Origin of the sequence: Acinetobacter sp. CIP-A165 (genome assembly GCF_000367985.1) — a bacterium.
Taxonomy (GTDB): domain Bacteria; phylum Pseudomonadota; class Gammaproteobacteria; order Pseudomonadales; family Moraxellaceae; genus Acinetobacter.
In genome coordinates this window covers 94962-117326 of record NZ_KB849206.1, presented here as the reverse complement: position 1 = coordinate 117326, position 22365 = coordinate 94962, and the positions used below count along the sequence as shown (strand labels likewise).

At 41.6% G+C, this 22365-nt stretch carries 36 protein-coding genes and 2 pseudogenes; 36 read left to right on the top strand and 2 right to left on the bottom strand.

Features of this window, described 5'->3' with window-relative positions:
* Window positions 1-45 precede the first annotated feature (45 nt).
* From F991_RS14850 to rplQ, 29 genes and pseudogenes are all read left to right on the top strand, one after another.
* Window positions 46-774 (top strand): type 1 glutamine amidotransferase, encoded by a 729-nt coding sequence (locus F991_RS14850; protein WP_004673010.1) that lies wholly within the window; start codon window positions 46-48, stop codon window positions 772-774.
* Window positions 775-1001: 227 nt separating this feature from the next.
* Window positions 1002-1313, top strand: coding sequence for a 30S ribosomal protein S10 (gene rpsJ / locus F991_RS14845; RefSeq protein WP_000070912.1), 312 nt, complete (start codon window positions 1002-1004; stop codon window positions 1311-1313).
* Window positions 1314-1370: 57 nt separating this feature from the next.
* Window positions 1371-2009, top strand: a complete 639-nt coding sequence (gene rplC / locus F991_RS14840; RefSeq protein ID WP_004673009.1) for a 50S ribosomal protein L3 — start codon at window positions 1371-1373, stop codon at window positions 2007-2009.
* An 11-nt stretch (window positions 2010-2020) separates the two neighbouring features.
* Entirely contained in the window at window positions 2021-2623 is a 603-nt protein-coding gene (gene rplD / locus F991_RS14835) for a 50S ribosomal protein L4 (RefSeq protein WP_004673007.1), read from the top strand.
* Window positions 2620-2940: a 50S ribosomal protein L23 gene (gene rplW, locus F991_RS14830; RefSeq protein ID WP_004673004.1), complete on the top strand. Its 321-nt coding sequence runs from the start codon at window positions 2620-2622 to the stop codon at window positions 2938-2940. The genes rplD and rplW overlap by 4 nt, the downstream gene beginning before the upstream one ends.
* Before the next feature lie 11 nt (window positions 2941-2951).
* Complete coding sequence (gene rplB, locus F991_RS14825) at window positions 2952-3776, top strand: 50S ribosomal protein L2 (protein ID WP_004673002.1); 825 nt, start codon at window positions 2952-2954, stop codon at window positions 3774-3776.
* A 12-nt stretch (window positions 3777-3788) separates the two neighbouring features.
* Complete coding sequence (gene rpsS, locus F991_RS14820; RefSeq protein ID WP_004673001.1) at window positions 3789-4064, top strand: 30S ribosomal protein S19; 276 nt, start codon at window positions 3789-3791, stop codon at window positions 4062-4064.
* Window positions 4065-4075: 11 nt separating this feature from the next.
* Window positions 4076-4405, top strand: a complete 330-nt coding sequence (gene rplV, locus F991_RS14815) for a 50S ribosomal protein L22 (RefSeq protein ID WP_004672999.1) — start codon at window positions 4076-4078, stop codon at window positions 4403-4405.
* Window position 4406: 1 nt separating this feature from the next.
* Window positions 4407-5223, top strand: a pseudogene (rpsC, locus tag F991_RS14810) (30S ribosomal protein S3).
* A complete protein-coding gene (rplP, locus tag F991_RS14805; protein WP_004672996.1) occupies window positions 5163-5576 on the top strand; it encodes a 50S ribosomal protein L16 in 414 nt (137 codons plus the stop codon). Before rpsC ends, rplP begins: the two are co-directional and overlap by 61 nt.
* Complete coding sequence (gene rpmC / locus F991_RS14800; RefSeq protein ID WP_000849927.1) at window positions 5576-5773, top strand: 50S ribosomal protein L29; 198 nt, start codon at window positions 5576-5578, stop codon at window positions 5771-5773. The genes rplP and rpmC overlap by 1 nt, the downstream gene beginning before the upstream one ends.
* Window positions 5770-6027 carry a 30S ribosomal protein S17 gene (gene rpsQ, locus F991_RS14795; protein ID WP_004672995.1) on the top strand — a complete coding sequence of 86 codons (258 nt, stop codon included), beginning with the start codon at window positions 5770-5772 and terminating at the stop codon, window positions 6025-6027. Before rpmC ends, rpsQ begins: the two co-directional genes overlap by 4 nt.
* A gap of 92 nt (window positions 6028-6119) precedes the next feature.
* The gene (rplN, locus tag F991_RS14790; protein ID WP_004657680.1) at window positions 6120-6488 is read left to right on the top strand and encodes a 50S ribosomal protein L14; all 369 of its coding nucleotides are present in this window, start codon (window positions 6120-6122) and stop codon (window positions 6486-6488) included.
* 9 nt (window positions 6489-6497) lie between these two features.
* Window positions 6498-6815, top strand: coding sequence for a 50S ribosomal protein L24 (gene rplX / locus F991_RS14785; RefSeq protein WP_004672994.1), 318 nt, complete (start codon window positions 6498-6500; stop codon window positions 6813-6815).
* A gap of 15 nt (window positions 6816-6830) precedes the next feature.
* On the top strand, window positions 6831-7367 hold the full coding sequence (rplE, locus tag F991_RS14780) for a 50S ribosomal protein L5 (RefSeq protein WP_004672992.1): 537 nt from the start codon (window positions 6831-6833) through the stop codon (window positions 7365-7367).
* A 9-nt stretch (window positions 7368-7376) separates the two neighbouring features.
* Window positions 7377-7682, top strand: a complete 306-nt coding sequence (gene rpsN / locus F991_RS14775) for a 30S ribosomal protein S14 (RefSeq protein WP_004672990.1) — start codon at window positions 7377-7379, stop codon at window positions 7680-7682.
* A gap of 11 nt (window positions 7683-7693) precedes the next feature.
* Entirely contained in the window at window positions 7694-8089 is a 396-nt protein-coding gene (gene rpsH, locus F991_RS14770) for a 30S ribosomal protein S8 (RefSeq protein ID WP_004672989.1), read from the top strand.
* Between the two features lie 13 nt (window positions 8090-8102).
* Window positions 8103-8636, top strand: coding sequence for a 50S ribosomal protein L6 (gene rplF / locus F991_RS14765; RefSeq protein ID WP_004672987.1), 534 nt, complete (start codon window positions 8103-8105; stop codon window positions 8634-8636).
* Window positions 8637-8650: 14 nt separating this feature from the next.
* Window positions 8651-9001 carry a 50S ribosomal protein L18 gene (gene rplR / locus F991_RS14760; RefSeq protein ID WP_004660364.1) on the top strand — a complete coding sequence of 117 codons (351 nt, stop codon included), beginning with the start codon at window positions 8651-8653 and terminating at the stop codon, window positions 8999-9001.
* Window positions 9002-9003: 2 nt separating this feature from the next.
* Window positions 9004-9501: a 30S ribosomal protein S5 gene (rpsE, locus tag F991_RS14755; RefSeq protein ID WP_001141025.1), complete on the top strand. Its 498-nt coding sequence runs from the start codon at window positions 9004-9006 to the stop codon at window positions 9499-9501.
* A gap of 6 nt (window positions 9502-9507) precedes the next feature.
* Complete coding sequence (rpmD, locus tag F991_RS14750; protein WP_003653652.1) at window positions 9508-9684, top strand: 50S ribosomal protein L30; 177 nt, start codon at window positions 9508-9510, stop codon at window positions 9682-9684.
* Between the two features lie 3 nt (window positions 9685-9687).
* Entirely contained in the window at window positions 9688-10128 is a 441-nt protein-coding gene (gene rplO, locus F991_RS14745; RefSeq protein ID WP_004672986.1) for a 50S ribosomal protein L15, read from the top strand.
* 45 nt (window positions 10129-10173) lie between these two features.
* Complete coding sequence (gene secY / locus F991_RS14740) at window positions 10174-11493, top strand: preprotein translocase subunit SecY (protein WP_171063511.1); 1320 nt, start codon at window positions 10174-10176, stop codon at window positions 11491-11493.
* 20 nt (window positions 11494-11513) lie between these two features.
* On the top strand, window positions 11514-11630 hold the full coding sequence (rpmJ, locus tag F991_RS14735; protein WP_000867907.1) for a 50S ribosomal protein L36: 117 nt from the start codon (window positions 11514-11516) through the stop codon (window positions 11628-11630).
* Window positions 11631-11737: 107 nt separating this feature from the next.
* Window positions 11738-12094, top strand: a complete 357-nt coding sequence (gene rpsM / locus F991_RS14730; protein ID WP_004672984.1) for a 30S ribosomal protein S13 — start codon at window positions 11738-11740, stop codon at window positions 12092-12094.
* A gap of 19 nt (window positions 12095-12113) precedes the next feature.
* The gene (gene rpsK / locus F991_RS14725; RefSeq protein ID WP_001040166.1) at window positions 12114-12500 is read left to right on the top strand and encodes a 30S ribosomal protein S11; all 387 of its coding nucleotides are present in this window, start codon (window positions 12114-12116) and stop codon (window positions 12498-12500) included.
* Window positions 12501-12512: 12 nt separating this feature from the next.
* Window positions 12513-13139 (top strand): 30S ribosomal protein S4, encoded by a 627-nt coding sequence (rpsD, locus tag F991_RS14720; protein ID WP_004672983.1) that lies wholly within the window; start codon window positions 12513-12515, stop codon window positions 13137-13139.
* Window positions 13140-13157: 18 nt separating this feature from the next.
* On the top strand, window positions 13158-14165 hold the full coding sequence (locus tag F991_RS14715) for a DNA-directed RNA polymerase subunit alpha (protein ID WP_004672981.1): 1008 nt from the start codon (window positions 13158-13160) through the stop codon (window positions 14163-14165).
* A gap of 18 nt (window positions 14166-14183) precedes the next feature.
* Window positions 14184-14549: a 50S ribosomal protein L17 gene (gene rplQ, locus F991_RS14710; protein ID WP_004672979.1), complete on the top strand. Its 366-nt coding sequence runs from the start codon at window positions 14184-14186 to the stop codon at window positions 14547-14549.
* Between the two features lie 174 nt (window positions 14550-14723).
* On the opposite strand, the gene F991_RS14705 is transcribed toward rplQ, so the two are convergent.
* Window positions 14724-15140 carry a hypothetical protein gene (locus tag F991_RS14705; RefSeq protein WP_228127779.1) on the bottom strand — a complete coding sequence of 139 codons (417 nt, stop codon included), beginning with the start codon at window positions 15138-15140 and terminating at the stop codon, window positions 14724-14726.
* 442 nt (window positions 15141-15582) lie between these two features.
* Between F991_RS14705 and F991_RS14695 the strand changes: the two genes are divergently transcribed.
* A complete protein-coding gene (locus F991_RS14695) occupies window positions 15583-17073 on the top strand; it encodes a flavin-containing monooxygenase (protein ID WP_004672977.1) in 1491 nt (496 codons plus the stop codon).
* Between the two features lie 136 nt (window positions 17074-17209).
* Window positions 17210-17710: a DUF2059 domain-containing protein gene (locus F991_RS14690; protein ID WP_004672976.1), complete on the top strand. Its 501-nt coding sequence runs from the start codon at window positions 17210-17212 to the stop codon at window positions 17708-17710.
* Between the two features lie 52 nt (window positions 17711-17762).
* Here the strand turns inward: F991_RS14690 and F991_RS14685 are convergent, their stop codons facing one another.
* Entirely contained in the window at window positions 17763-18935 is a 1173-nt protein-coding gene (locus tag F991_RS14685; RefSeq protein WP_004672975.1) for an acyl-CoA dehydrogenase family protein, read from the bottom strand.
* Window positions 18936-19124: 189 nt separating this feature from the next.
* Between F991_RS14685 and F991_RS14680 the strand changes: the two genes are divergently transcribed.
* The 5 genes and pseudogenes from F991_RS14680 (at window position 19125) to rrtA (ending at window position 22288) form a co-directional block, all read left to right on the top strand.
* On the top strand, window positions 19125-19382 hold the full coding sequence (locus F991_RS14680) for an FAD assembly factor SdhE (RefSeq protein WP_004672974.1): 258 nt from the start codon (window positions 19125-19127) through the stop codon (window positions 19380-19382).
* A pseudogene (locus F991_RS17870) lies at window positions 19369-19763 on the top strand (hypothetical protein). The gene F991_RS14680 and the pseudogene F991_RS17870 overlap by 14 nt, the downstream one beginning before the upstream one ends.
* Window positions 19764-19973: 210 nt before the next feature.
* Entirely contained in the window at window positions 19974-20180 is a 207-nt protein-coding gene (locus F991_RS14670) for a hypothetical protein (protein WP_171063509.1), read from the top strand.
* A gap of 358 nt (window positions 20181-20538) precedes the next feature.
* Window positions 20539-21582, top strand: a complete 1044-nt coding sequence (locus tag F991_RS14665) for a hypothetical protein (RefSeq protein ID WP_004672967.1) — start codon at window positions 20539-20541, stop codon at window positions 21580-21582.
* A 124-nt stretch (window positions 21583-21706) separates the two neighbouring features.
* A complete protein-coding gene (rrtA, locus tag F991_RS14660; protein WP_004672965.1) occupies window positions 21707-22288 on the top strand; it encodes a rhombosortase in 582 nt (193 codons plus the stop codon).
* The last annotated feature ends 77 nt before the right edge of the window (window positions 22289-22365 follow it).

Here is a 22365-nt window from a genome sequence, read left to right as displayed (position 1 = left end):
TTTGCTAAGAATTATTATCATTCTAACTAAAATAGGTTTTAGCGCATGAAGTCGCATTTAAGAGTGCATTATTTTCAGCACATCGCAGGTGAAGGTTTTGGAAGTTGCTACGATTACTTAAAGGCAAATCAAGCAAAAATTACCGCAACTGAATTTTTCGCTTTACCCGTTGATTTACCACTCGAATTGGAAGCATTGCCAAGGGTGGATGAGGTCGATCTACTCATCATTATGGGTGGAACGATGAGCGTCAATGATGAGGTGAATTATCCTTGGTTAAAGCTAGAAAAAAGATGGTTGCGTCGTTATCTGGCAGCAGGTAAGCCGGCGATTGGTTTGTGTTTGGGTGGTCAGTTGATCGCAAATGCGTTGGGTGCGGCAGTAAGTCGAAATCCACATCAAGAATTGGGCTGGATGGATGTCGGCAGAGCGACGCACATCCCTGAAAATTGTTTTCAAATTCCTGAGAAAATTAACATTATGCAATGGCATAGTGAGACTTTTGAAATACCTCGCGGTGGTGTGCATTTGGCTGAAAATAGCGTGTGTCGCAATCAGATGTACCAAATTGGGCGCAATGTACTTGGTTTTCAATTTCATCCTGAAATTACGCCGCATGCCTTGCATCTTCTGATCGAGAATGAGGAAGATGCGGCTGTATTTAATGGTGAGTACGTACAACCGATATCTGAGCTAAAAAGAACCCTGAAAAGCAAATTTGAGCAGGGAAATCGTTTGCTGAATCAAGCAATAGACTACGTAGTGAGCGCATAAGACAGGTTAAAATCTAAAAATAAAAAAGAAGAATTGCATAAGACTTAAACAATCGCTATAATGAGCGTCCCTCAATAGGAGGGCGTTTACTGCGAGTAAAGTAGTAAATGCATGACAGTCGTGGCATCGATCACGACCATAGTGATTTTCACTGCCCTTGACACTTACCTAAAAGGTGAGGTGCGTCATGGGTGATTCTTTATATATTTGGCTTGGAGTTTACTGGTATGTCTAACCAGAGAATTCGTATCCGTTTGAAGTCTTTTGATCATCGTCTGATTGATCAATCTGCTCAAGAGATCGTAGAAACCGCTAAGCGTACTGGCGCACAAGTGTGTGGTCCAATTCCGATGCCAACGCGCATCGAACGCTTCAACGTTCTTACTTCACCACACGTCAACAAAGACGCACGTGATCAGTATGAAATCCGCACATACAAACGTTTGATCGATATCGTTCAACCAACAGATAAAACTGTTGATGCATTGATGAAGTTAGATCTTGCTGCTGGTGTAGATGTTCAGATCGCTTTGGGTTAAGGCTTTCGGTTGATTAACGTTAAGTTAATTAGGCCGCTTTTTTAGAGGTTTATGCACATGGCTATTGGTTTAGTCGGTCGCAAATGTGGTATGACTCGCATCTTTACAGATGCTGGTGTATCTGTACCTGTTACAGTTATCGAAGTCGATCCAAACCGCATTACGCAAATCAAAACACTTGAAACTGATGGTTATCAAGCAATTCAAGTAACTACTGGTGAACGTCGCGAATCGCGCGTAACTAACGCTCAGAAAGGTCACTTCGCGAAAGCGGGTGTTGCTGCTGGTCGTTTGGTTAAAGAGTTCCGTGTTACTGAAGCTGAGCTTGACGGTCGTGAAGTTGGTGGTTCTATCGGTGTTGACATGTTTACAGTTGGTCAAGTAGTTGACGTAACTGGTCAATCAAAAGGTAAGGGCTTCCAAGGTGGTGTTAAGCGTTGGAACTTCCGTACGCAAGATGCTACTCATGGTAACTCGTTATCTCACCGTGTTTTAGGTTCTACAGGTCAAAACCAGACACCTGGTCGCGTGTTCAAAGGCAAGAAAATGGCCGGTCACTTAGGTGATGAACGCGTAACAGTTCAAGGTCTTGAGATTGTATCTATTGACGCTGAACGTTCTGTTTTAGTTGTTAAGGGTGCTATTCCTGGTTCAACTGGCGGTGACGTTATCGTGCGTCCTACCATCAAGGCCTGAGGGGAAATACTGTGAATTTAAAAACTGTTTCCGGCTCTGCTGTTGAATTGTCTGAAGTTGCTTTCGGACGTGAATTTAACGAAGCTCTTGTACACCAAGTTGTTACAGCTTATTTAGCTGGTGGTCGTCAAGGTACTCGTGCTCACAAATCACGTGCAGATGTTTCTGGCGGTGGTAAAAAACCATTCCGTCAAAAAGGTACTGGTCGCGCTCGTGCGGGTTCTATTCGTAGCCCAATCTGGGTAGGTGGTGGTAAAACTTTTGCTGCTCGCCCACAAGATTGGTCTCAAAAAGTAAACCGTAAGATGTATCGCGGCGCAATGCAATGTATCTTAGCTGAACTTGTTCGCCAAGATCGCCTTGTGTTAGTTGAAGAGTTTGCTGTTGCAGCTCCAAAAACTAAAGAATTGCTTGCTAAACTTAACGACTTGAATGCAACTCGTGCATTGATCATTACAGATGCTGTAGATGAGAACTTGTATCTTGCAGCGCGCAACCTTCCACACGTAGATGTGGTAGATGCAACTGCGATTGATCCTGTTAGCTTGATCGCATTTGATAAGGTTGTAATGTCTGTAGCTGCTGCTAAGAAAATTGAGGTAGAACTCGGATGAACAACGAACGTATCTATCAAGTCCTTCAAGGACCAGTATTCTCAGAAAAAGCACAAGTTTTAGGTGATACTGCTGGTGTTCAAGTGTTCAAAGTTGCGCTTAATGCCAACAAACTTGAAATCAAAAAAGCAGTTGAGCAACTCTTTGGTGTTGAGGTTGTTAAAGTAAACACAACAATCACTAAAGGTAAAACAAAACGCTTTGGTAAAACATTAGGACGTCGTTCTGATGTGAAAAAAGCATACGTCACCCTGAAAGCTGGCCAAGATGTTGAAATGGCTGACTTGGGCGATACCGCTGAAAACGCAGCGGAATAAGGACGAGAATTATGCCAATTCAAAAATGTAAGCCAACGTCTCCAGGACGTCGCTTTGTAGAGAAAGTGGTTCATAGCCATCTCCACAAAGGTGCACCTTATGCGCCGTTGGTTGAAGCAAAAAAACGTACTGGTGGTCGTAATAATAATGGTCACATCACTACACGTCATGTAGGTGGTGGTCATAAACAAAACTATCGTATTGTTGACTTTAAACGTAATAAAGATGGTATTCCTGCGACTGTAGAGCGTATTGAATACGATCCTAACCGTACAGCTCATATTGCTTTAGTTCTATATGCTGATGGTGAACGTCGTTATATTATTGCGCCAAAAGGCCTACGTGCTGGTGATAAAGTTCAATCTGGTAACGATGCTCCAATTCGTCCAGGTAACTGCTTGCCGCTTCGTAACATGCCAATCGGTTCTACCTTGCACAACCTTGAACTTAAAATCGGTAAAGGTGCTCAATTAGCACGTTCTGCTGGTACTTCAGTTCAGTTGTTGGGTCGTGATGGTTCTTACGCTATTGTTCGTTTACGTTCAGGTGAAATGCGCAAAGTCCATGTTGAATGTCGTGCTGTAATTGGTGAAGTTTCTAACCAAGAAAGCAACCTTCGTTCATTGGGTAAAGCTGGTGCTTCACGCTGGCGTGGTATTCGTCCTACCGTTCGTGGTATGGCGATGAACCCGGTTGACCATCCACACGGTGGTGGTGAAGGACGTAGTAAAGGTATTCAGCCTGTAAGTCCATGGGGTCAAAAAGCTAAAGGGTACAAGACACGTACCAATAAGCGTACGACTAAGATGATTATTCGCGACCGTCGCGTCAAGTAAGGAATCTGAATAATGCCTCGTTCATTAAAAAAAGGTCCATTCGTCGACGCACATTTGTTCGCTAAAGTTGAAGCTGCTATTGCTGCTAACAACCGTAAGCCGATCAAAACTTGGTCGCGTCGTTCAATGATCCTACCAGACTTTGTTGGTTTAACAATTTCTGTTCACAATGGTCGTAACCATGTTCCAGTAATTATTTCTGAGCATATGGTTGGTCATAAACTCGGTGAATTCGCGCCAACTCGTACCTATCGTGGTCACGGTGTTGATAAGAAGTCTAAACGTTAATAGGTGCTATGATGGAAGTAACTGCAAAATTACGCGGTGCCGCTATCTCGGCACAGAAAGCACGTTTAGTTGCTGATTTGATCCGTGGTAAATCGATCGCGCGCGCGCTAGATATTCTAAATTTCAGCAACAAGAAAGCGGCTGTGCTTGTTAAAAAAGCACTTGAATCTGCGATCGCGAATGCTGAACACAATAACAGCTTAGATGTTGATGACCTTAAAGTAACTACGATTTACGTTGATGAAGGTGTAAGCCTTAAGCGTATCATGCCACGTGCTAAAGGCCGTGCAGATCGTATTACTAAGCGTACTTGTCACATCACCGTTAAGGTAGGGGTTTGATATGGGTCAGAAGGTTCATCCAATCGGTATCCGCCTGGGTGTTGTGAAACGCCATAACGCTAACTGGTATGCGAGTCCGAAACAATACGCTGAATATTTACTTAAAGATCTTCAAGTTCGTGAGTTTTTAAATAAAAAACTTAAGAATGCGATGATTAGTAATATTCTTATCGAACGTCCTACTGGCGCTGCTAAAGTAACTATTAGCACTGCTCGTCCAGGTATCGTAATCGGTAAAAAAGGCGAAGATATCGAGAAATTACAGCGCGAACTCACCACTATTATGGGTGTTCCAGCTCAAGTAAGCATCAATGAAATTGATCGCCCAGACTTGGACGCGCGTTTAGTTGCTGAAGCAATTGCTTCACAATTAGAAAAGCGTGTGATGTTCCGTCGTGCTATGAAGCGTGCGGTACAAAACACAATGCGTGCTGGCGCTAAAGGTATCAAAGTTGAAGTTTCTGGTCGTTTAGGTGGTGCAGAGATTGCTCGTACTGAATGGTATCGTGAAGGTCGTGTACCTTTGCATACACTTCGTGCAGACATCGACTACGCAACTGTACGTGCTGAAACAACTTACGGTACGATTGGTGTTAAAGTTTGGATTTTCCGTGGCGAGATCTTAGGTGGCATGAAACAAGTCATGAACCCTGCTCCTGCTGAAGATCGTCCAGCTAAACGTGGTCGTGGTCGTGGTGAAGGTCAAGAGCGTCGTGGTCGTCGCGGTGACCGTGCTGCTGACAAGGGAGAATAATCCATGTTGCAACCTAAACGTACCAAATTCCGTAAAGTGCACAAAGGCCGTAATACTGGTCTAGCGCATCGTGGTAGTACAGTATCATTTGGTTCGATCGCAATTAAAGCAACTGAACGTGGTCGTATGACTGCGCGTCAAATTGAAGCTGCGCGTCGTACCATTAGCCGTCGTATTAAACGTGGTGGTAAAATCTTCATCCGTGTATTCCCGGACAAACCAATTACTGAAAAACCATTAGAAGTTCGTATGGGTAAAGGTAAGGGTAGTGTGGAATACTGGGTTTGTCAGATTCAACCAGGTAAGATCCTGTACGAAATTGAAGGTGTTAGCGAAGAGTTAGCGCGCGAAGCATTTGCTTTGGCTGCAGCTAAACTTCCGTTTAAAACCACTATCGTGACTCGGACGGTAATGTAATGAAAACTAAAGATCTACGTGAAAAATCGGTAGAAGAGTTGAAAGCTTTGCTTGATGAGCAACAGCTTAACCAATTCCGTCTTCGTATGGCGAAAGCAACTGGTCAATTGGGTAAATCGCACGAAGTGCAAATTGCTCGTAAAACTATTGCTCGTATCAAGACACTCCTTACCGAAAAACAGGGGAACGGACAATGAATGAAAAAACAGTCCGCACGTTAACCGGCAAAGTCGTAAGCGACAAAATGGACAAGTCTATTGTTGTGCTTATTGAACGCCGCGTTCAACACCCGTTGTATGGCAAATCAATCCGCCGTTCAACTAAATTACACGCTCATGATGAGAACAACGTTGCTAAAACCGGCGACTTAGTGACCATTAAAGAAAGCCGCCCAATTTCTAAAACTAAAGCTTGGGCTTTAGTGGAAGTCGTTGAAGCAGCTGCTGAGTAATTAGACGTTCTTGTTGCATCATCGGGCGATTTCGAGTACTCTTTGAGCCTTTCGAAATTGTGACCGGTGATGCTCGGTTTTGGAGTAGGGCAATGATTCAAACCGAAAGTATGCTCGACGTAGCAGACAACAGTGGTGCACGCCGCGTACAATGTATCAAAGTACTAGGTGGTTCACATCGTCGTTATGCTTCTGTTGGCGACATTATTAAAGTTACTGTAAAAGAAGCAATTCCACGCGCACGTGTTAAAAAAGGTGACGTAATGAATGCTGTAGTTGTTCGTACAAAGTTCGGCATTCGTCGTCCAGATGGATCTGTGATCCGTTTTGATGATAACGCTGCTGTTATTTTGAACAACAATAAAGCTCCGATTGCTACTCGTATCTTCGGACCGGTGACTCGTGAACTTCGTACTGAACAGTTCATGAAAATCATTTCATTGGCTCCTGAAGTTCTATAAGAGGCAATCATGGCTAAGATTAAAAAAGGCGATCAAGTAATTGTGATCGCAGGTAAAGAGAAAGGCAAACAAGGTATCGTTTTGTCTGTTTCTGAAGATCGAGTTAAGGTTGAAGGCCTTAACTTAGTGAAGAAGCATCAGAAGCCAAACCGTGTAACTGGCGCCGAAGGCGGTATTGTTACTCAGGAAGCTTCGCTTCATATTTCAAACGTGGCAGTTTTTAATGCTACAACCCAAAAGGCTGACCGTGTTGGTTACCAAGTGATTGATGGCGCGAAAACGCGTGTATTCAAATCAAATGGTGAATCAGTGGCGACAGCGAAGTAATAGGTTGAAAAGGCAATGGCCAGACTTAAAGCACGTTACAATGACGAACTTAAAGCAAAGTTACTAGAAGAACTTGGCATTAAGAATGTGATGGAAATTCCTCGCATCACAAAAATCACCCTTAACATGGGTGTAGGCGCAGCTGCAACTGATAAGAAATTATTAGATGGTGCTGTTGCTGATATGCAACTCATTGCTGGTCAAAAACCAGTTGTGACGCTTGCTCGTAAATCGATTGCTGGTTTCAAAATCCGTGATGGTTGGCCAATTGGTTGTAAAGTTACTTTACGTGGCGACCAAATGTACGAATTCTTGGATCGTTTGATCTCTATCGCAATCCCTCGTATCCGTGACTTCCGTGGTTTCTCAGCGAAATCATTTGATGGTCGTGGTAACTATTCTATGGGTTTAAAAGAGCAAATCGTTTTCCCTGAAATCGATTTTGACAAAATTGATCGTATCCGTGGTTTGGACATCACGATTACGACCACTGCTCGTAGCGATGACGAAGGCCGTGCGCTTATGCGTGCATTCGGCTTCCCGTTCAAATAAGAGGTCGATATGGCTAAGAAAGGTATGATTAATCGCGAATTGAAACGCGAACAGACAGTTGCTAAATACGCTGCAAAACGTGCTGAATTAAAAGCAACGATTGCAAATGTAAATGCAAGTGAGGAAGAACGTTTCAATGCGATGTTAAAGTTACAGGCATTGCCACGTAATGCATCTCCAGTGCGTCTTCGTAACCGCTGTGGTTTAACTGGTCGTCCTCATGGTTACTTCCGTAAGTTCGGTTTAGGCCGTAACAAATTACGTGAAACAGTAATGCAAGGTGATGTACCGGGCGTTGTTAAGGCAAGCTGGTAAGGAGCGACTAAATGAGTATGCAAGATACCGTTGCCGACATGCTAACCCGTGTTCGTAACGCACAAATGGCAAAGAAACAAACTGTTTCTATGCCTTCTTCTAAGTTGAAGGTTGCTATTGCAAACGTACTTCAACAAGAAGGTTATATTTCAAATGTAGAAGTTGCTCAAGAAGAGATTAAATCTACTTTGACAATTACGTTAAAATATTTCGAAGGCAAACCAGTTATCGAAACGGTTAAACGTGTAAGCCGTCCAGGCCTACGCCAATACCGTGGTAAAGATAAACTACCGAGCGTTAAGCAAGGTTTGGGTATTGCAATTGTTTCTACAAGCAAAGGCATCATGACTGATCGCGCTGCACGTGCTGCAGGCGTTGGTGGTGAAGTTATTGCTTTTGTTTCTTAATAGGTGATTCCTCATGTCTCGTGTGGCTAAAGCCCCAGTAACTGTGCCGAATGGTGTAACAGTTACTCAGAACGGCCGGCAGGTCGAAGTGAAAGGCAGCAAAGGTACATTGTCTTTCAACCTGCATGCGCTGGTCGAGCTAAAACAGGAAGAAGGTAATCTTCAACTTGCTCCGGCTAAAGAGTCGAAAGACGCTTGGATGCAAGCTGGTACTGCTCGCGCTGTATTGAACAACCTTGTAAAAGGTGTTAGTGAAGGCTTCGAACGTAAGTTACAGCTTGTTGGTGTTGGTTATAAAGCTGCGGTTAAAGGTACTGTTGTAAACCTTAACCTTGGTTACTCACACCCGATTGACTACGCTTTACCTGAAGGTGTAACAGCGGAAACTCCAACTGCAACTGAAATCGTATTGAAATCAGCAAACAAGCAGTTGTTAGGTCAAGTGGCGGCGGAAATCCGTGCATACCGTTCTCCTGAACCATATAAAGGTAAAGGTGTTCGTTATTCGGATGAAGTTATTCTTCGTAAAGAAGCTAAGAAGAAATAAGGCGCGAGGTTCTTATGAACGAAAAGAAACAAACCCGTTTGCGTCGTGCGAAAAGCACACGCTTGCACATTCGTGCATTGGGTGCGACTCGTTTGTGTGTAAACCGCACTCCGCGTCACATCTATGCTCAAGTTATTTCAGCAGATGGTGGAAAAGTTTTAGCGCAAGCTTCAACTTTGGATGCATCTTTGCGTAGTGGTGCGACTGGTAATATCGATGCAGCAACTAAGGTTGGTGCTTTAATCGCAGAACGTGCTAAAGCAGCTGGCGTTACTAAAGTTGCATTTGACCGTTCTGGTTTTAAATATCATGGTCGTATCAAAGCCTTGGCTGATGCTGCTCGTGAAGGCGGCTTGGAGTTCTAATCATGGCGAAAGTTGAACAAAACGAAGGTCTCGTTGAAAAGCTGGTTGCCGTTGATCGTGTAGCCAAAGTTGTTAAGGGTGGTCGTATCTTCTCTTTCACAGCATTAACTGTTGTGGGTGATGGTAATGGGCGCGTAGGTTTTGGTCGTGGTAAAGCACGTGAAGTTCCAGCTGCTATCTCTAAAGCACTTGAAGCTGCTCGTCGCAACATGATTACTGTAGACCTTGCGGGGACTACTTTACAGCACCCTGTGAATGCTCGTCATGGTGCAAGCCGTGTATACATGCAGCCTGCTTCTGAAGGTACTGGCGTAATTGCTGGTGGCGCGATGCGTGCTGTTCTTGAAGCTGCTGGTGTACATAACGTACTTGCTAAATGTTACGGTTCTACTAATGCTGCTAACGTAGTAAACGCGACTTTCAAAGGTTTGCGTGATATGACTTCTCCTGAGAAAGTCGCTGCGAAACGTGGTAAATCAGTAGAAGAAATTCAAGGGTAATCAATCATGAAAACGATTAAAGTTACCCAGACTAAATCTTCTTCGCATCGTTTAAAAAATCATAAACTTTGCCTACAGGGTTTAGGTCTGCGTCGTATTGGTCATACTGTAGAAGTGCAAGATACGCCTTCTAACCGTGGTATGGTCAACAAAGTTTACTATATGGTTAGTGTAGAGGAATAAGCCATGACTCTGCGTTTAAATGAACTTGCACCAGCAGAAGGTGCTAAGCGTGACAACCGTCGTTTAGGCCGTGGTATTGGTTCAGGCGTTGGTAAGACTGGTGGCCGTGGTGTCAAAGGTCAAAAATCACGTAAAAGCGGTGGTACTCGTCCAGGCTTTGAAGGTGGTCAAACAGCACTTTATCGTCGTTTGCCAAAATTCGGCTTCACTAGCCAAATTGCTTTGAAAACTGCTGAAGTACGTTTGTCTGAGTTGAATAAAGTGGAAGGTGATGTAGTTAGCCTTGAAACTTTAAAAGCTGCGAATGTAGTTCGTCGTGACCAAATTCGTGCTCGCATCGTGCTTTCAGGTGAAATCACTCGCGCGTTCACTGTACAAGGTGTTACGTTGACTAAAGGCGCTAAAGCTGCTGTTGAAGCAGCTGGCGGTAAGGTCGAGGAGTAATCTCGAGTGTCTATGACTCCTAGTTCTTCAGGTCATGTTAACATGATGAAAGGCCAACCATTTCATGTGAAATACCGTGAAATTATTCGTCGATTAATGTTCTTGATTGGCGCGTTGTTGGTCTTTCGACTAGGAGCGCATATTCCGTTGCCAGGCATTGACAGTGTGGCACTAGCGAGCTTTTTTAAGGCTAATGAAGGTACCTTCTTAGGCTTATTTAATATGTTCTCTGGTGGCGCATTGGAGCGCATGTCAATTCTAGCGTTAGGGATTATGCCGTACATTTCTGCATCGATTATTGTGCAGTTGATGTCTACGGTGGTTCCTTCGTTAGAAGCTTTGAAAAAAGAAGGCGAGCAAGGCAAACGTAAAATCAATCAATACACGCGTTACGGCACCTTATTTCTTGCACTCGTGCAGGGTATAGGGATGTGTGCTGGTTTGATTAGTCAGGGTATTACTTTGACATCAGGCTTGGCATTCTATGTTCCAGCAGTGACTTCGCTTGTTGCAGGAACAATGTTTTTGATGTGGTTGGGAGAGCAGATTACCGAACGTGGTGTTGGTAATGGTATCTCAATGATCATTTTTGCAGGTATTGTGGCTGGTTTGCCAAATCTTGTAATTCAGTCGTTCTCGTCTGTTCAGAATGGTCAAGGTAGTTTAATTGGATTAGCTGTCTTCGGTTTATTATCGTTAGCAGTTCTCGCTGCGATTGTGTTTATTGAAAAAGCACAACGTCGTATTCCAGTGAACTATGCTCAAAAACAGCAAGGTCGTCGGGTATTTACTGCACAGCAAACGCATTTGCCATTAAAAATTAATATGGCGGGTGTTATTCCAGCGATTTTCGCAAGCTCACTGTTATTATTTCCAGCGAGTTTGGGGCAATGGTTAGGGAGTGCTGATCCAAATGCAGGGATTGTAAAACGTAGTCTGCAAGACTTGGCATTGGTGTTATCGCCTGGACAGCCGTTGTATTTGATGCTCTTTGGCGGGTTAATTATTTTCTTCTGTTATTTCTATACGGCACTCGTTTTTAGTCCGAAAGAAGTTTCAGAGAATCTAAAACGTAGCGGAGCATATGTGCCTGGTATCCGTCCAGGTGAGCAAACGGCTCGTTATTTAGATCATATTCTTAACCGTTTGACGTTTATTGGTGCAATTTACATTACCGTGGTGTGTTTAATGCCAATGGTTCTGCAAAGTTCGTTTGGTATTCCATTCCATTTGGGTGGGACATCATTGTTGATTGTTGTTGTCGTAGTCATGGATTTCATGGCACAACTTCAAGCACACCTTACTTCGCATCAATATGACAATCAAACGTTAATGAGAAAAACGACTGCTCATCCGAAGGGATAAGCGCACTTAGAGGTTTCATCATGAAAGTACAAGCTTCTGTAAAGAAAATTTGTGGTAGCTGTAAAGTTATCCGTCGTAATGGGGTTATTCGCGTAATTTGTAGCGCAGAACCTCGTCATAAGCAGCGTCAAGGTTAATTTAATTAAGACCTGTTGATTTCAGTAGGCTAATTAGGTTATTATCCGCCCCTCAAGATTTTTGTGGGGCGGTTGATTATCTCTGCTGCCTTTTTGGAGAAAAGTGAATGGCTCGTATTGCCGGTGTAAACATTCCGGATAACAAGCATGCTGTTATCTCCCTCACGTATATTTTTGGTGTCGGCCGCCATACAGCTAAGAATATCTTAGCTGCTGTTGGTATTGCTGGAACTACAAAAATCCGTGAGTTGGACGATGCACAGCTTGATGCGATTCGTGCAGAAGTTGCTAAGGTTCCAACCGAAGGTGATTTACGTCGCGAAATTTCCATGAACATTAAACGTTTAATGGATTTAGGCTGCTACCGTGGTCTTCGTCATCGTCGCAGCTTGCCTGTCCGTGGTCAACGCACCAAAACTAACGCACGTACCCGTAAAGGTCCGCGCAAACCGATTAAAAAGTAAGATTTCTGGAAGCTAAAAGATGGCTAAAGATACTCGCACACGCAAGAAGGTCACTCGTACCGTCTCTGAAGGTGTTGCACACATTCACGCTTCTTTTAATAACACCATTGTAACGATTACCGATCGTCAAGGTAATGCATTGGCTTGGGCTACCTCTGGTGGACAAGGCTTCCGTGGTTCACGTAAATCAACTCCGTTTGCTGCTCAGGTAGCTGCTGAAGTTGCTGGTAAAGCAGCTTTGGATTACGGTTTGAAAAACCTAGACGTCCTTGTAAAAGGTCCTGGTCCAGGTCGTGAGTCTGCGGTTCGTGCATTAGGCGCAGTGGGTTATAAAATTAACAGCATTACCGATGTGACGCCAATTCCTCACAACGGTTGCCGTCCACCTAAAAAACGTCGCGTGTAAGGAGAAACATTCATGGCTCGTTATATTGGTCCAAAATGCAAACTCTCTCGCCGCGAAGGGACAGACCTGCAACTTAAATCAGGCGTTAAACCGTTTGATGTTAAAACCAAAAAGCACAATAAAGCACCTGGTCAACATGGTGCGGCTCGTGGTGGTAAGCAATCTGAGTATTCACTACAATTACGTGAAAAACAAAAAGTACGTCGTATGTACGGTGTGTTAGAACGTCAATTTAGTAATTACTATAAAGAAGCTGCTCGTGTGAAAGGCGCAACAGGTGAAAACTTGTTGAAATTGCTCGAAAGCCGTCTTGATAACGTTGTTTATCGCATGGGTTTTGGTTCTACACGTTCAGAAGCTCGTCAGTTAGTCAGTCACCGTTCTATTACTTTAAATGGTCGTCGTGTAAACATTGCGTCTATTCAAGTAAAAGCTGGTGATGTAATTGCGGTACATGAAGGTGCTAAGCAACAATTGCGTATCAAAAATGCAATTGAATTAGCTGCTCAACGTGGTACACCTGCTTGGATGGAAATTGATCATTCTAAGTTGGAAGGTACGTTCAAAGCTGCACCAGATCGTTCTGATTTACCTGCTGAAATCAACGAAAGCTTGATTGTAGAATTGTATTCTAAATAATCCTTGAGGTAGCAATAAATGACGCGTACTGCAAACGAGTTTCTAACTCCGCAAGCGATCAAGGTCGAAGCGGTGAGCGGGACCTCGGCAAAAGTGATTCTGGAACCTTTAGAGCGTGGCTTTGGTCATACTCTAGGTAATGCTTTACGTCGCATTCTATTGTCTTCTCTGCCTGGCGCTGCTGTGGTAGAAGTAGAGATAGAAGGCGTCGAGCACGAGTACAGTACTTTAGAAGGCTTGCAGCAGGACATCGTCGAGCTCTTGCTGAACCTAAAAGGATTGTCTATTAAGCTGTTCGATCAAAACGAAGCATATTTGACATTAGAGAAACAAGGTGCGGGTGACGTAACAGCAGCTGACCTTCGTTTACCTCATAATGTTGAAGTGGTTAACCCTGATCATTTAATCGGTACTTTGAGTTCTTCTGGTTCATTAAAAATGCGCCTTAAAGTTTCTCAAGGTCGTGGTTATGAAACATCTGACTCTCGTTTCCCGGAAGGCGAAACACGTCCAGTAGGTCGTTTACAGTTAGATGCTTCTTATAGCCCGATTAAGCGTGTGTCTTACACAGTTGAAAATGCTCGTGTAGAACAACGTACTGATCTTGATAAGCTAGTGATCGATCTTGAAACTAATGGTACTGTTGATCCAGAAGAAGCAATCCGCAAAGCGGCAACAATCTTGCAACAACAAATTGCAATTTTTGTTGATCTTCAGAAAGATCAAACACCTGTGGCTCAAGAACCTCGCGAAGAAGTTGACCCAATCTTGCTTCGTCCAGTAGATGATCTCGAGCTAACTGTTCGTTCTGCTAACTGTTTGAAGGCAGAAAATATTTACTACATTGGTGATCTTGTTCAACGTACTGAAGTTGAGTTGTTAAAAACTCCAAACTTAGGTAAAAAATCGTTAACTGAGATCAAAGATGTTTTGGCATCGAAAGGTTTACAACTCGGCATGCGTTTAGAGAACTGGCCACCAGCTAGTCTCCGTATGGATGACCGTTTTGCCTATCGTAGCCGTTAATTAAGTAGGACTATCACCATGCGTCATCGTAATAGTGGTGTGAAATTAGGCCGTACAAGCAGCCACCGTAAGGCGTTGTTCCAAAATTTAACAAATGCTTTAGTTGAGCACGAGTTAATTAAAACAACTTTGCCTAAGGCGAAAGAACTTCGCCGCGTTGCTGAGCCTTTAATCACTTTGGCTAAAAACGATACAGTAGCAAACCGTCGTTTAGCGTTTGCTCGTACTCGCTCTGCAGCAACTGTTGGTAAATTATTTACCATTCTTGGCCCTCGTTACAAAGAACGTAACGGCGGTTATCTTCGTGTTCTTAAAGCGGGCTTCCGTGCAGGTGATGCTGCACCGATGGCTTACGTTGAACTCGTTGACCGTGAAGTAAAATAATACTTCTACGTGTAGAACAGTTGTTCAAAAAGGTTGGCGAAAGCCAACCTTTTTTATTGTGTATTTAAAAAAGATTGAAATATCTGAGTTTTTTTAATAAAAATTAATGTAATAACTATTTTTTAATATTTATGAAATAGGCTTTGTATAGATAAACCTTAAATGAAGAGCATTTTACTTTTGCAGTGGTCCAGAAATCCAATACCCATGATCAGTACAAGTTTTTGAAATTATGGGTGTAACATTTGTTGGTTCTGGATCGTATAAACCACCACTTAAGGTTATTTGTTCGCCAATAAATATAGACTTACCTGTAAAACCCTCAAGAATAGTAATTTTTCCATCAAAAGAGTTTTCTAATTTACTATCATGATGCCAAATGATTAAAGGACCTGAATCATTTCCTAATCGAATACAGCCATTTTTATCTACATATAATGAAGAATGAACAGATGAAAGCATTGAAATATTATTTCTGCTTTTATTTATGATTAATATCGGTGTCGTAAAAGACTTTATGGGAGCTTGATTTATACACCCTGAAAATAATATGCTCAAAAGTAGAAAAATAGATAAATATTGTATTTTCATATGGTTCTATATCGTCATTGAACTCTAAACTTTAGTTTAAATTATCTAAAATTAATGTAATACAGCTTATACGAAATCTTTGCTGTGTTACCTGAAGCATCAAAAAACTTATTGTAAGCAGTTTTAGAGTTCAATGCGCTAGAATGCCTCTTAAGTCTTTATATTGTCTGGCGCTCTTTATTTGGTCAGTATTACACTTTTCTTTTCATCATAAGTTAAAACTAACTAGCTAAAGCATCTAGATAGGAGTGGTGTATAGCTAAGCTAACTCTTGATTGGCTAAAACAGACACCCAGTCGGAAAATTCGAGGTGTCTGAGCTCCAATTTTTCTGCAAATTGTCCCGAACTGATATAAAAAAACCGATGAATGACTAAACTTGACATTGTGTATTGTCAAATTTGTGCTTTAATAAACTCATAGTTTCTACTAGGTATAAAAAAATGGAAAAGCAAGTTGATGTTCTAATTATTGGCGCAGGAATCTCTGGGATTGGCTCTGCTGTGCATATTTCTAAAAACTGTCCACAACGTAGTTTTGAAATCTTAGAGCGTCGTGAAAGTTTTGGTGGAACTTGGGATTTATTCCGATATCCAGGGATTCGCTCTGACTCTGATATGTCAACTTTTGGTTTTAATTTTAAGCCATGGGCGAAAGAAAAAGTTTTGGCAAGTGGTCCAGAAATCAAGGGTTACCTCGCTGAAGTTATTAACGAATTTAAGTTAAAAGAAAAAATTCATTTTGGTCATCGTGTCCTTTCTGCAAACTATGATTCTGCTAAGAAAAAATGGTTGGTTGAAATAGAAGACAGCAACAAGAAAAAACAAACTTGGTCAGCAAATTTTGTAATGGGTTGTACTGGCTACTACAATTATGATCAAGGTTATGCACCAACATTTCCTCATCAAGAAGATTTTAAAGGTCAATTGATCCATCCACAGCATTGGCCAGAAAATTTAGATTATAAAGGTAAGAAGGTCGTTATCATTGGTAGTGGTGCAACAGCTATTACCCTCGTTCCTTCAATGGTGAAAGGTGGAGCAGGGCATGTCACGATGTTGCAACGTTCACCTTCTTATATTGCAAGCATTCCTTCGATTGACTTTATTTATGAAAAGACCCGTAAATTTATGTCAGAAGAAACTGCATATAAATTTACCCGTGCACGTAATATCGGGATGCAACGTGCAATTTATGCACTTGCACTAAAACATCCGAAAACAGTACGTCGTTTATTGTTGAAAGGTATTGAATTACAGCTTAAGGGTAAAGTAGATATGAAACACTTTACACCTAGCTATAATCCTTGGGATCAACGTTTATGTGTTGTACCTGATGGTGATTTGTTCAAAGCACTGCGTGAAGGTCAAGCCAGTGTTGAAACGGATCAAATTGAGAAGTTCACTGCGAATGGCGTATTATTGAAGTCTGGTAAGCACTTGGAAGCTGATATTGTCATTTCTGCAACAGGTTTAGAAATTCAGATTCTAGGTGGTGTGAAAGGTTCGATAGATGGTAAGCCAATGAATACCTCTCATCATATGCTGTATCAAGGTGTGATGGTCAGTGATGTTCCGAATATGGCGATGATCATTGGTTATATCAATGCCTCTTGGACTTTAAAAGTAGATGTTGCTGCTGACTACATTTGTCGCTTGCTCAATCACATGGACCAGAATGGCTTTGATGAAGTCATTGCCTTGGGTAACCAAGCTGATTTGATGGAAGATACTGTAATGGGGAGCTTGTCATCAGGTTACATCGCCCGTGCTGCTGATGTAATGCCTAAACAAGGACGTCGTGCACCTTGGAAAGTAACCAACAACTACCTTGCTGACCGTAAAGAATTGAAAAATGCGAAATTTAATGATGGCGTTTTACAATTTAGTAAACGTGACGAGCAAGCAGATCGTAAACCAAAATTAGTGTCATAATGGTTTAATTGAAGTAAAAAAGCCCTATGCAAATGCATAGGGCTTTTTGTTTAAATGTTGAATGGATATTCTTTAAATAATTTAAATATCGAGTATATTGAGCACATTAAAAAAATTGATCAGCAAGGAAAGTGTGATGAAGCAAATACTAATTTTGGGGACTTTATTATTGAGTACTTTTTCTTTTGCAAGTGATGTCAAACAAAAAGAAGTGATTGCGCAAAAGTTAGTGTCTATAGATGGAACAGAGCAAGGTCTGCAAAGTACTGACAAGATGATTTTAGAGCAAATCCGTATGCGTTTGCCGAAAGATATACCAGAAAGCTTTTATGTGGATTTAGTTAAGAACTTAAATAGTGAGCAAAGAAAGCAGTTTATTGTTCAGCGCTATGTCGAAACGTTTAGTCAAAAAGAATTACAAGCGGCATTAACCTTTTATCAATCTACTGAAGGAAAAGTCTGGGCGACAAAAGCCAGTGAAGTAGGGAGCGAGGTTGCACATTTTACCACACAATATGCACGGACTGCTTTAAATACCACCATGCAACAACATATAGAAAACCCGACGGTGAAACAATTAATGGCAAGGATGAATCCCTCTGCTGTTCAACCAGCTGAAAAGGTTGAGCAGAAGTAAATAAAAAAGGAATAGCGCATTAGTACTATTCCTTTTTTGGGTTACATCGGGATCATAAGGTACGTGAAATAAGTTCTTTCATGATTTCATTGGTACCCGCATAGATACGGTTGGCACGGTTGTCGATATAAGCACGTGCAATTGGATATTCCAGCATATAGCCATAACCGCCATGTAATTGTAAGCATTCATCTACAACTTTTGAGAACATGTCAGAGATTTTGTATTTAGCTGCTGCTGCTGCATCAACGCCTAAGTTTTCTTCTAACTGTAATTCCATGCAGCGATCTAGGTAGGTACGACAGAAATCAATTTCAGTTCGTAACTCTGCCAGTTTAAAACGAGTGTTTTGGAACGTACTAATCGCTTTGCCAAATGCTTTACGGTCTTTGGTGTATTGCACTGTATGAGCAAAGGCAGCTTCAGCACCTGCTTGGCAAATGATCGCAACCAGCATACGTTCCCACGCAAGCTCTTTCATCAGCATCATGAAGCCCATACCTTCCATGCCAAGAAGATTTTCTTTGGGTACACGCACATCATCAAAGAACAATTCACAGGTATCTTGACCTTTCATGCCGATTTTATTCAAAGGTTTACCTTTGCTAAAACCTGCGCGGTCTGCTTCAACAATAATCAGAGATAAGTTGGCTGAACCTTTTTCATTGTTGCCTGTTTTACAGACGACAATAGCCATGTCACAGAGATAGCCGTTGGTAATAAAGATTTTAGAGCCATTAATCACATATTCATCGCCATCAAGCACGGCTGTGGTGCGAACGGCTTGTAAATCTGAACCTGTTCCTGGTTCTGTCATCGCAATCGCTGTAACAGCTTCACCTGTTGCCATTTTCGGTAGCCATTGTTGTTTTTGCGCGTCATTGCCAAAGTTGTTGATATAGTTGGCAACGATATCTGAGTGCAAAGAAAACCCTGTGCTTGAGTCCATAGCATAAGCTTGTTCTTCAATCAGAATCATGCTGTACAGTCGATCTACACCTGAGCCACCATATTCTTCAGGCATGGTGGTGCAGAGTAAGCCAAGTTCACCTGCTTTATTCCACAAATCTCGATCGACGTGTTGTTGTTGCTCATATTTTTCAATATTTGGAACAACTTCTTTTTCATAAAACTTACGGACGGTTTCGCGAAATGCTTCGTGATCGGAAGTAAATAGTTTACGCGGTAACATATTTGGAATTGGACGAATAGCACCTGATTGCATTTGTTATTTTTTCCCTAGTCTATTGGATTTAAAAATCATCTTTATCACGATACAAGAAATCGAAAATATTGAACAATGTGATCAATGCTCAATTTGATTGATGTATTTGGTCACTTGAGAAAAATCTCTGCGAACTTTATGAGACGATCGAGTACACTATGGGGAAATTGTTGCGTAGTGGAACAAAGCATGTCTGAAGAAATGACACTGGAAGAACGTAAGGTAATTTATCGTGCACGTCGGGGATTAAAAGAAATCGATGTGTATTTTGACCCTTATGTTAAAAATTACTATCTCAGTGCGGATGTCACGGAAAAAGCATTATTTGCAGAGTTGGTCGATCAAGAAGACCCTGATTTGCTAGATTGGTTTATGGAAGTCGGGGAGCCACCGCGCACCGAGTTGAAAGATTTTATTTTAAAATTAAAACACTATGTACATGGCTAGCCGTGTTTTTGAGTTGCAATACAGTCGATTTGCTATTGTTTTGCAACTCTTTATTTTTATTATCATTATATGTTTATTATATCGATTGCTCTCTATACCGTTATGGTTACTCAGCATTGTTATCATGGCGGTTGCTTGGTTTGTATTTCAAAAAAACCTCAAATACAACGCTTTGAATATTTAGACGGTCAAGAATGGTCTTTTTGTTTTCGTCATTTGCCTCACTCGATTCAACATAGAAAAATCCGACAGATTATTGATCACCAATGCTATATCGTGATCTATTTTTATGATCCTTTGCATCCCCCATGTATCATTTGGTGGGATCAATTATTAGTTTCACAGTGGAAAAACCTGAAAATACTGGCAAAACTCGCTTGATTGTTAGACAACTCCATGGTCGTGTGTTTTAAATAAAATAATAATATTCAATATCTTATGTGATTTTATCACTTGTGTGTTCTAAATTGTTAGATTAAATACTCTAAAATATCCTGAAAATTATGATTGTCCGACAATATGGCGATCAAGTTGGATGCGTTTTGGTTAAAGTACAAACACCAACGTAAAGTATGGTGGAGGTCCAAAATGATGGAAATTCCAACATGGTCGTTTCTGGTGATTGCAGTCATTTTTGCAATTGTAGTAGGAAGAGCAGGAACTTTACTCAGGGAACTTCTTGAGTCACATCAATCTAAGATTGGAGTGAACAAGAGAAAGAGATTGAAGGTGTCATCAATATATCATACTCCCATGAACATTGATGATGAGCGCCAATCTAGTGTCTATCAAAAGTAGACACACAAAGTGTAGGAGGTCTCTATGGAGATTTCAATGTGGATGTTTCTAGTAATTGCAATTGTTATGGCAATTGTAGTAGGAAGAGCTGGAACGTTACTTAAGGATTATTTTCAACAAAACTAAAATGTAAAAAGTTTCACGATTTTACCAGTTAATAAGTAGCATGTGCTGAACCGTCGCAATGCTACTTTTTTTTGCCTGAAATTCCTGTATTCCCAAATATCTGTCAATTCATTGTTCTGTGAAGTGTGTCAAGATATCTATGTCAAAATTAGAGCAATTACTCTTTAACTCGAGTATGGCATCTGATAAGGTACGATTAAAAGGAAAATAAATTAATTAGAGGACAGGAAGTATGTCTAGACTGCATAAAGTTGGACAGGGCGTGGCGGTTGCGTTTTTAACAACATCAATGTTAACAGGGTGTTCGTATGTGATTAAAACTGGGGCAAATGTTGCTCTAGGTTTTGGTGAAAGACATATTGTACCGCCAATTTTAGCAATGGATGATGCTGAAATGGTGTGTAACTCAGGGAACGCTTTAACGCCGGCTGTGATGTCGACCAAAGAGATGGGGGCTGATCCAACGCGAATGGCGGTATTGTTGTATACAGCATCTGGTGTTTGTGCTGAAAATCAAGCATTGGAAGCAGAACTACGTTATTTGCGAGCAGCAAAAGCAGGACAAATTACTGAAGCACAAGATGCGCGTATTGAACAAAAACGTTGGGCAGCGATTGCGGCTCAACGTCAATATACCAGTTATCAGCTTTTCGCAAACCGCTGGGAAACGAAATATAAATATAAATTAGGCGACTCCTGCCCAACTATGCGTAATGATCTAGATCAAACGGTGTATTTGCTTGGGATGGTAAATGGCTTGCAAGCAATGACCAATGATATTAATTCTGGTGGTTCAGTCAACGTACCTAAAGATATCGCAGGGATTGTTGAGCGCGGCATGGCCTGTTTGGATAATGAAAAATATTGGGGTGCGCCAATGGCGACCCGTGCAGTGATTTGGACCTTATTACCTGGTGCTGGCGATGGAAAACCTGAACCTTATGCAACCATGAAAGAGTCAATGCAAATTGGTGAGAAAAAAGGTGTTCGTTTAGCGCATGCATTATATGCTGTTGCCGCTCAAGCAAGCGGTGATGATGCGAAAATGCGTGATGCGTTACGTTCTTATGCAGCTGCCTCAGGTGAAGACAAACCAGCAAATCCTCAATTTAGACTAGTTGACCAAATAGCTGGCTTGATGGTGCGCGGTATTGCAGACCGTTATTGGACTGAAAATACGGGTGTACGAGCAAGTGATGAGGGCTTATCTTCATTTTGGGATGAAGAAAAACAAAGTTCATCAGAATTAGATGCTTTATTCGATGGTGATGAATAACGATCTGTTCTAGCAGTAAACCTGTTGAGTAACTTGAATTAAACGACCTTTTACAGTTCTCAGTGAACAAATTATTTATGATTTGTGCATCGTAAAAGGTCTGTTTTTGAAGAGGTGTAGATAAATGAAAGATCAAATATGGATACGGAAAGTCATTTTGATCGCTGTATGTATTTCAATATCAGCGAGCTTACAAGTCTTTGCTGATCATTTTATTTATTGGAAACCGAGTTTACTCACAGAGTTCTGGCGTTTATGGACGGCGCATTGGGTGCATGTTGGATGGATGCATTTTTTATTGAATATGTTGGCATTCGCATGTTTGCCGTTCATTTTCCCTCATGTACTTAATCGACATTTATGCGCACTGTTATTGATCCTACCGCCATTTATCAGCCTCATTTTTTATTTTTATTTGCCTTATATTGATGCTTATGCTGGATTGTCTGGTGTTCTGCATGGTTTATATACTGCGGTGAGTTTGGTGTATTTGCAGTATCCGAAAGAACGTAAGTTTGCCATATTGGTTTTGGTCTTGATTGCTGCAAAGTTACTTTGGGAAAATACCTTTGGACAAGCAGGCACAGCTCAGTTAATCGGTAGCCCCGTGTTAACGGAGGCACATTTGATTGGTGCGATTGGCGGTGTGTTAAGTGGTTTAGCTTATTTATCGATAAAAAGGAAAGGTAGAACGCAGGCAAATTGATAAAAACAACCTATAAAAAAGTGATTGTAGTCATTCTTTTTTGGAAAAGATTGCTGCAAATTTAAGCGGTTTAAAAG

Coding starts and splice junctions, on each gene's coding strand:
- F991_RS14850 (WP_004673010.1), top strand. CDS start 46: ATGAAGTCGCATTTAAGAGTGCATTATTTTCAGCACATCGCAGGTGAA.
- rpsJ (WP_000070912.1), top strand. CDS start 1,002: ATGTCTAACCAGAGAATTCGTATCCGTTTGAAGTCTTTTGATCATCGT.
- rplC (WP_004673009.1), top strand. CDS start 1,371: ATGGCTATTGGTTTAGTCGGTCGCAAATGTGGTATGACTCGCATCTTT.
- rplW (WP_004673004.1), top strand. CDS start 2,620: ATGAACAACGAACGTATCTATCAAGTCCTTCAAGGACCAGTATTCTCA.
- rplB (WP_004673002.1), top strand. CDS start 2,952: ATGCCAATTCAAAAATGTAAGCCAACGTCTCCAGGACGTCGCTTTGTA.
- rpsS (WP_004673001.1), top strand. CDS start 3,789: ATGCCTCGTTCATTAAAAAAAGGTCCATTCGTCGACGCACATTTGTTC.
- rplV (WP_004672999.1), top strand. CDS start 4,076: ATGGAAGTAACTGCAAAATTACGCGGTGCCGCTATCTCGGCACAGAAA.
- rplP (WP_004672996.1), top strand. CDS start 5,163: ATGTTGCAACCTAAACGTACCAAATTCCGTAAAGTGCACAAAGGCCGT.
- rpmC (WP_000849927.1), top strand. CDS start 5,576: ATGAAAACTAAAGATCTACGTGAAAAATCGGTAGAAGAGTTGAAAGCT.
- rpsQ (WP_004672995.1), top strand. CDS start 5,770: ATGAATGAAAAAACAGTCCGCACGTTAACCGGCAAAGTCGTAAGCGAC.
- rplN (WP_004657680.1), top strand. CDS start 6,120: ATGATTCAAACCGAAAGTATGCTCGACGTAGCAGACAACAGTGGTGCA.
- rplX (WP_004672994.1), top strand. CDS start 6,498: ATGGCTAAGATTAAAAAAGGCGATCAAGTAATTGTGATCGCAGGTAAA.
- rplE (WP_004672992.1), top strand. CDS start 6,831: ATGGCCAGACTTAAAGCACGTTACAATGACGAACTTAAAGCAAAGTTA.
- rpsN (WP_004672990.1), top strand. CDS start 7,377: ATGGCTAAGAAAGGTATGATTAATCGCGAATTGAAACGCGAACAGACA.
- rpsH (WP_004672989.1), top strand. CDS start 7,694: ATGAGTATGCAAGATACCGTTGCCGACATGCTAACCCGTGTTCGTAAC.
- rplF (WP_004672987.1), top strand. CDS start 8,103: ATGTCTCGTGTGGCTAAAGCCCCAGTAACTGTGCCGAATGGTGTAACA.
- rplR (WP_004660364.1), top strand. CDS start 8,651: ATGAACGAAAAGAAACAAACCCGTTTGCGTCGTGCGAAAAGCACACGC.
- rpsE (WP_001141025.1), top strand. CDS start 9,004: ATGGCGAAAGTTGAACAAAACGAAGGTCTCGTTGAAAAGCTGGTTGCC.
- rpmD (WP_003653652.1), top strand. CDS start 9,508: ATGAAAACGATTAAAGTTACCCAGACTAAATCTTCTTCGCATCGTTTA.
- rplO (WP_004672986.1), top strand. CDS start 9,688: ATGACTCTGCGTTTAAATGAACTTGCACCAGCAGAAGGTGCTAAGCGT.
- secY (WP_171063511.1), top strand. CDS start 10,174: ATGAAAGGCCAACCATTTCATGTGAAATACCGTGAAATTATTCGTCGA.
- rpmJ (WP_000867907.1), top strand. CDS start 11,514: ATGAAAGTACAAGCTTCTGTAAAGAAAATTTGTGGTAGCTGTAAAGTT.
- rpsM (WP_004672984.1), top strand. CDS start 11,738: ATGGCTCGTATTGCCGGTGTAAACATTCCGGATAACAAGCATGCTGTT.
- rpsK (WP_001040166.1), top strand. CDS start 12,114: ATGGCTAAAGATACTCGCACACGCAAGAAGGTCACTCGTACCGTCTCT.
- rpsD (WP_004672983.1), top strand. CDS start 12,513: ATGGCTCGTTATATTGGTCCAAAATGCAAACTCTCTCGCCGCGAAGGG.
- F991_RS14715 (WP_004672981.1), top strand. CDS start 13,158: ATGACGCGTACTGCAAACGAGTTTCTAACTCCGCAAGCGATCAAGGTC.
- rplQ (WP_004672979.1), top strand. CDS start 14,184: ATGCGTCATCGTAATAGTGGTGTGAAATTAGGCCGTACAAGCAGCCAC.
- F991_RS14705 (WP_228127779.1), bottom strand. CDS start 15,140: ATGAAAATACAATATTTATCTATTTTTCTACTTTTGAGCATATTATTT.
- F991_RS14695 (WP_004672977.1), top strand. CDS start 15,583: ATGGAAAAGCAAGTTGATGTTCTAATTATTGGCGCAGGAATCTCTGGG.
- F991_RS14690 (WP_004672976.1), top strand. CDS start 17,210: ATGAAGCAAATACTAATTTTGGGGACTTTATTATTGAGTACTTTTTCT.
- F991_RS14685 (WP_004672975.1), bottom strand. CDS start 18,935: ATGCAATCAGGTGCTATTCGTCCAATTCCAAATATGTTACCGCGTAAA.
- F991_RS14680 (WP_004672974.1), top strand. CDS start 19,125: ATGTCTGAAGAAATGACACTGGAAGAACGTAAGGTAATTTATCGTGCA.
- F991_RS14670 (WP_171063509.1), top strand. CDS start 19,974: ATGGAAATTCCAACATGGTCGTTTCTGGTGATTGCAGTCATTTTTGCA.
- F991_RS14665 (WP_004672967.1), top strand. CDS start 20,539: ATGTCTAGACTGCATAAAGTTGGACAGGGCGTGGCGGTTGCGTTTTTA.
- rrtA (WP_004672965.1), top strand. CDS start 21,707: ATGAAAGATCAAATATGGATACGGAAAGTCATTTTGATCGCTGTATGT.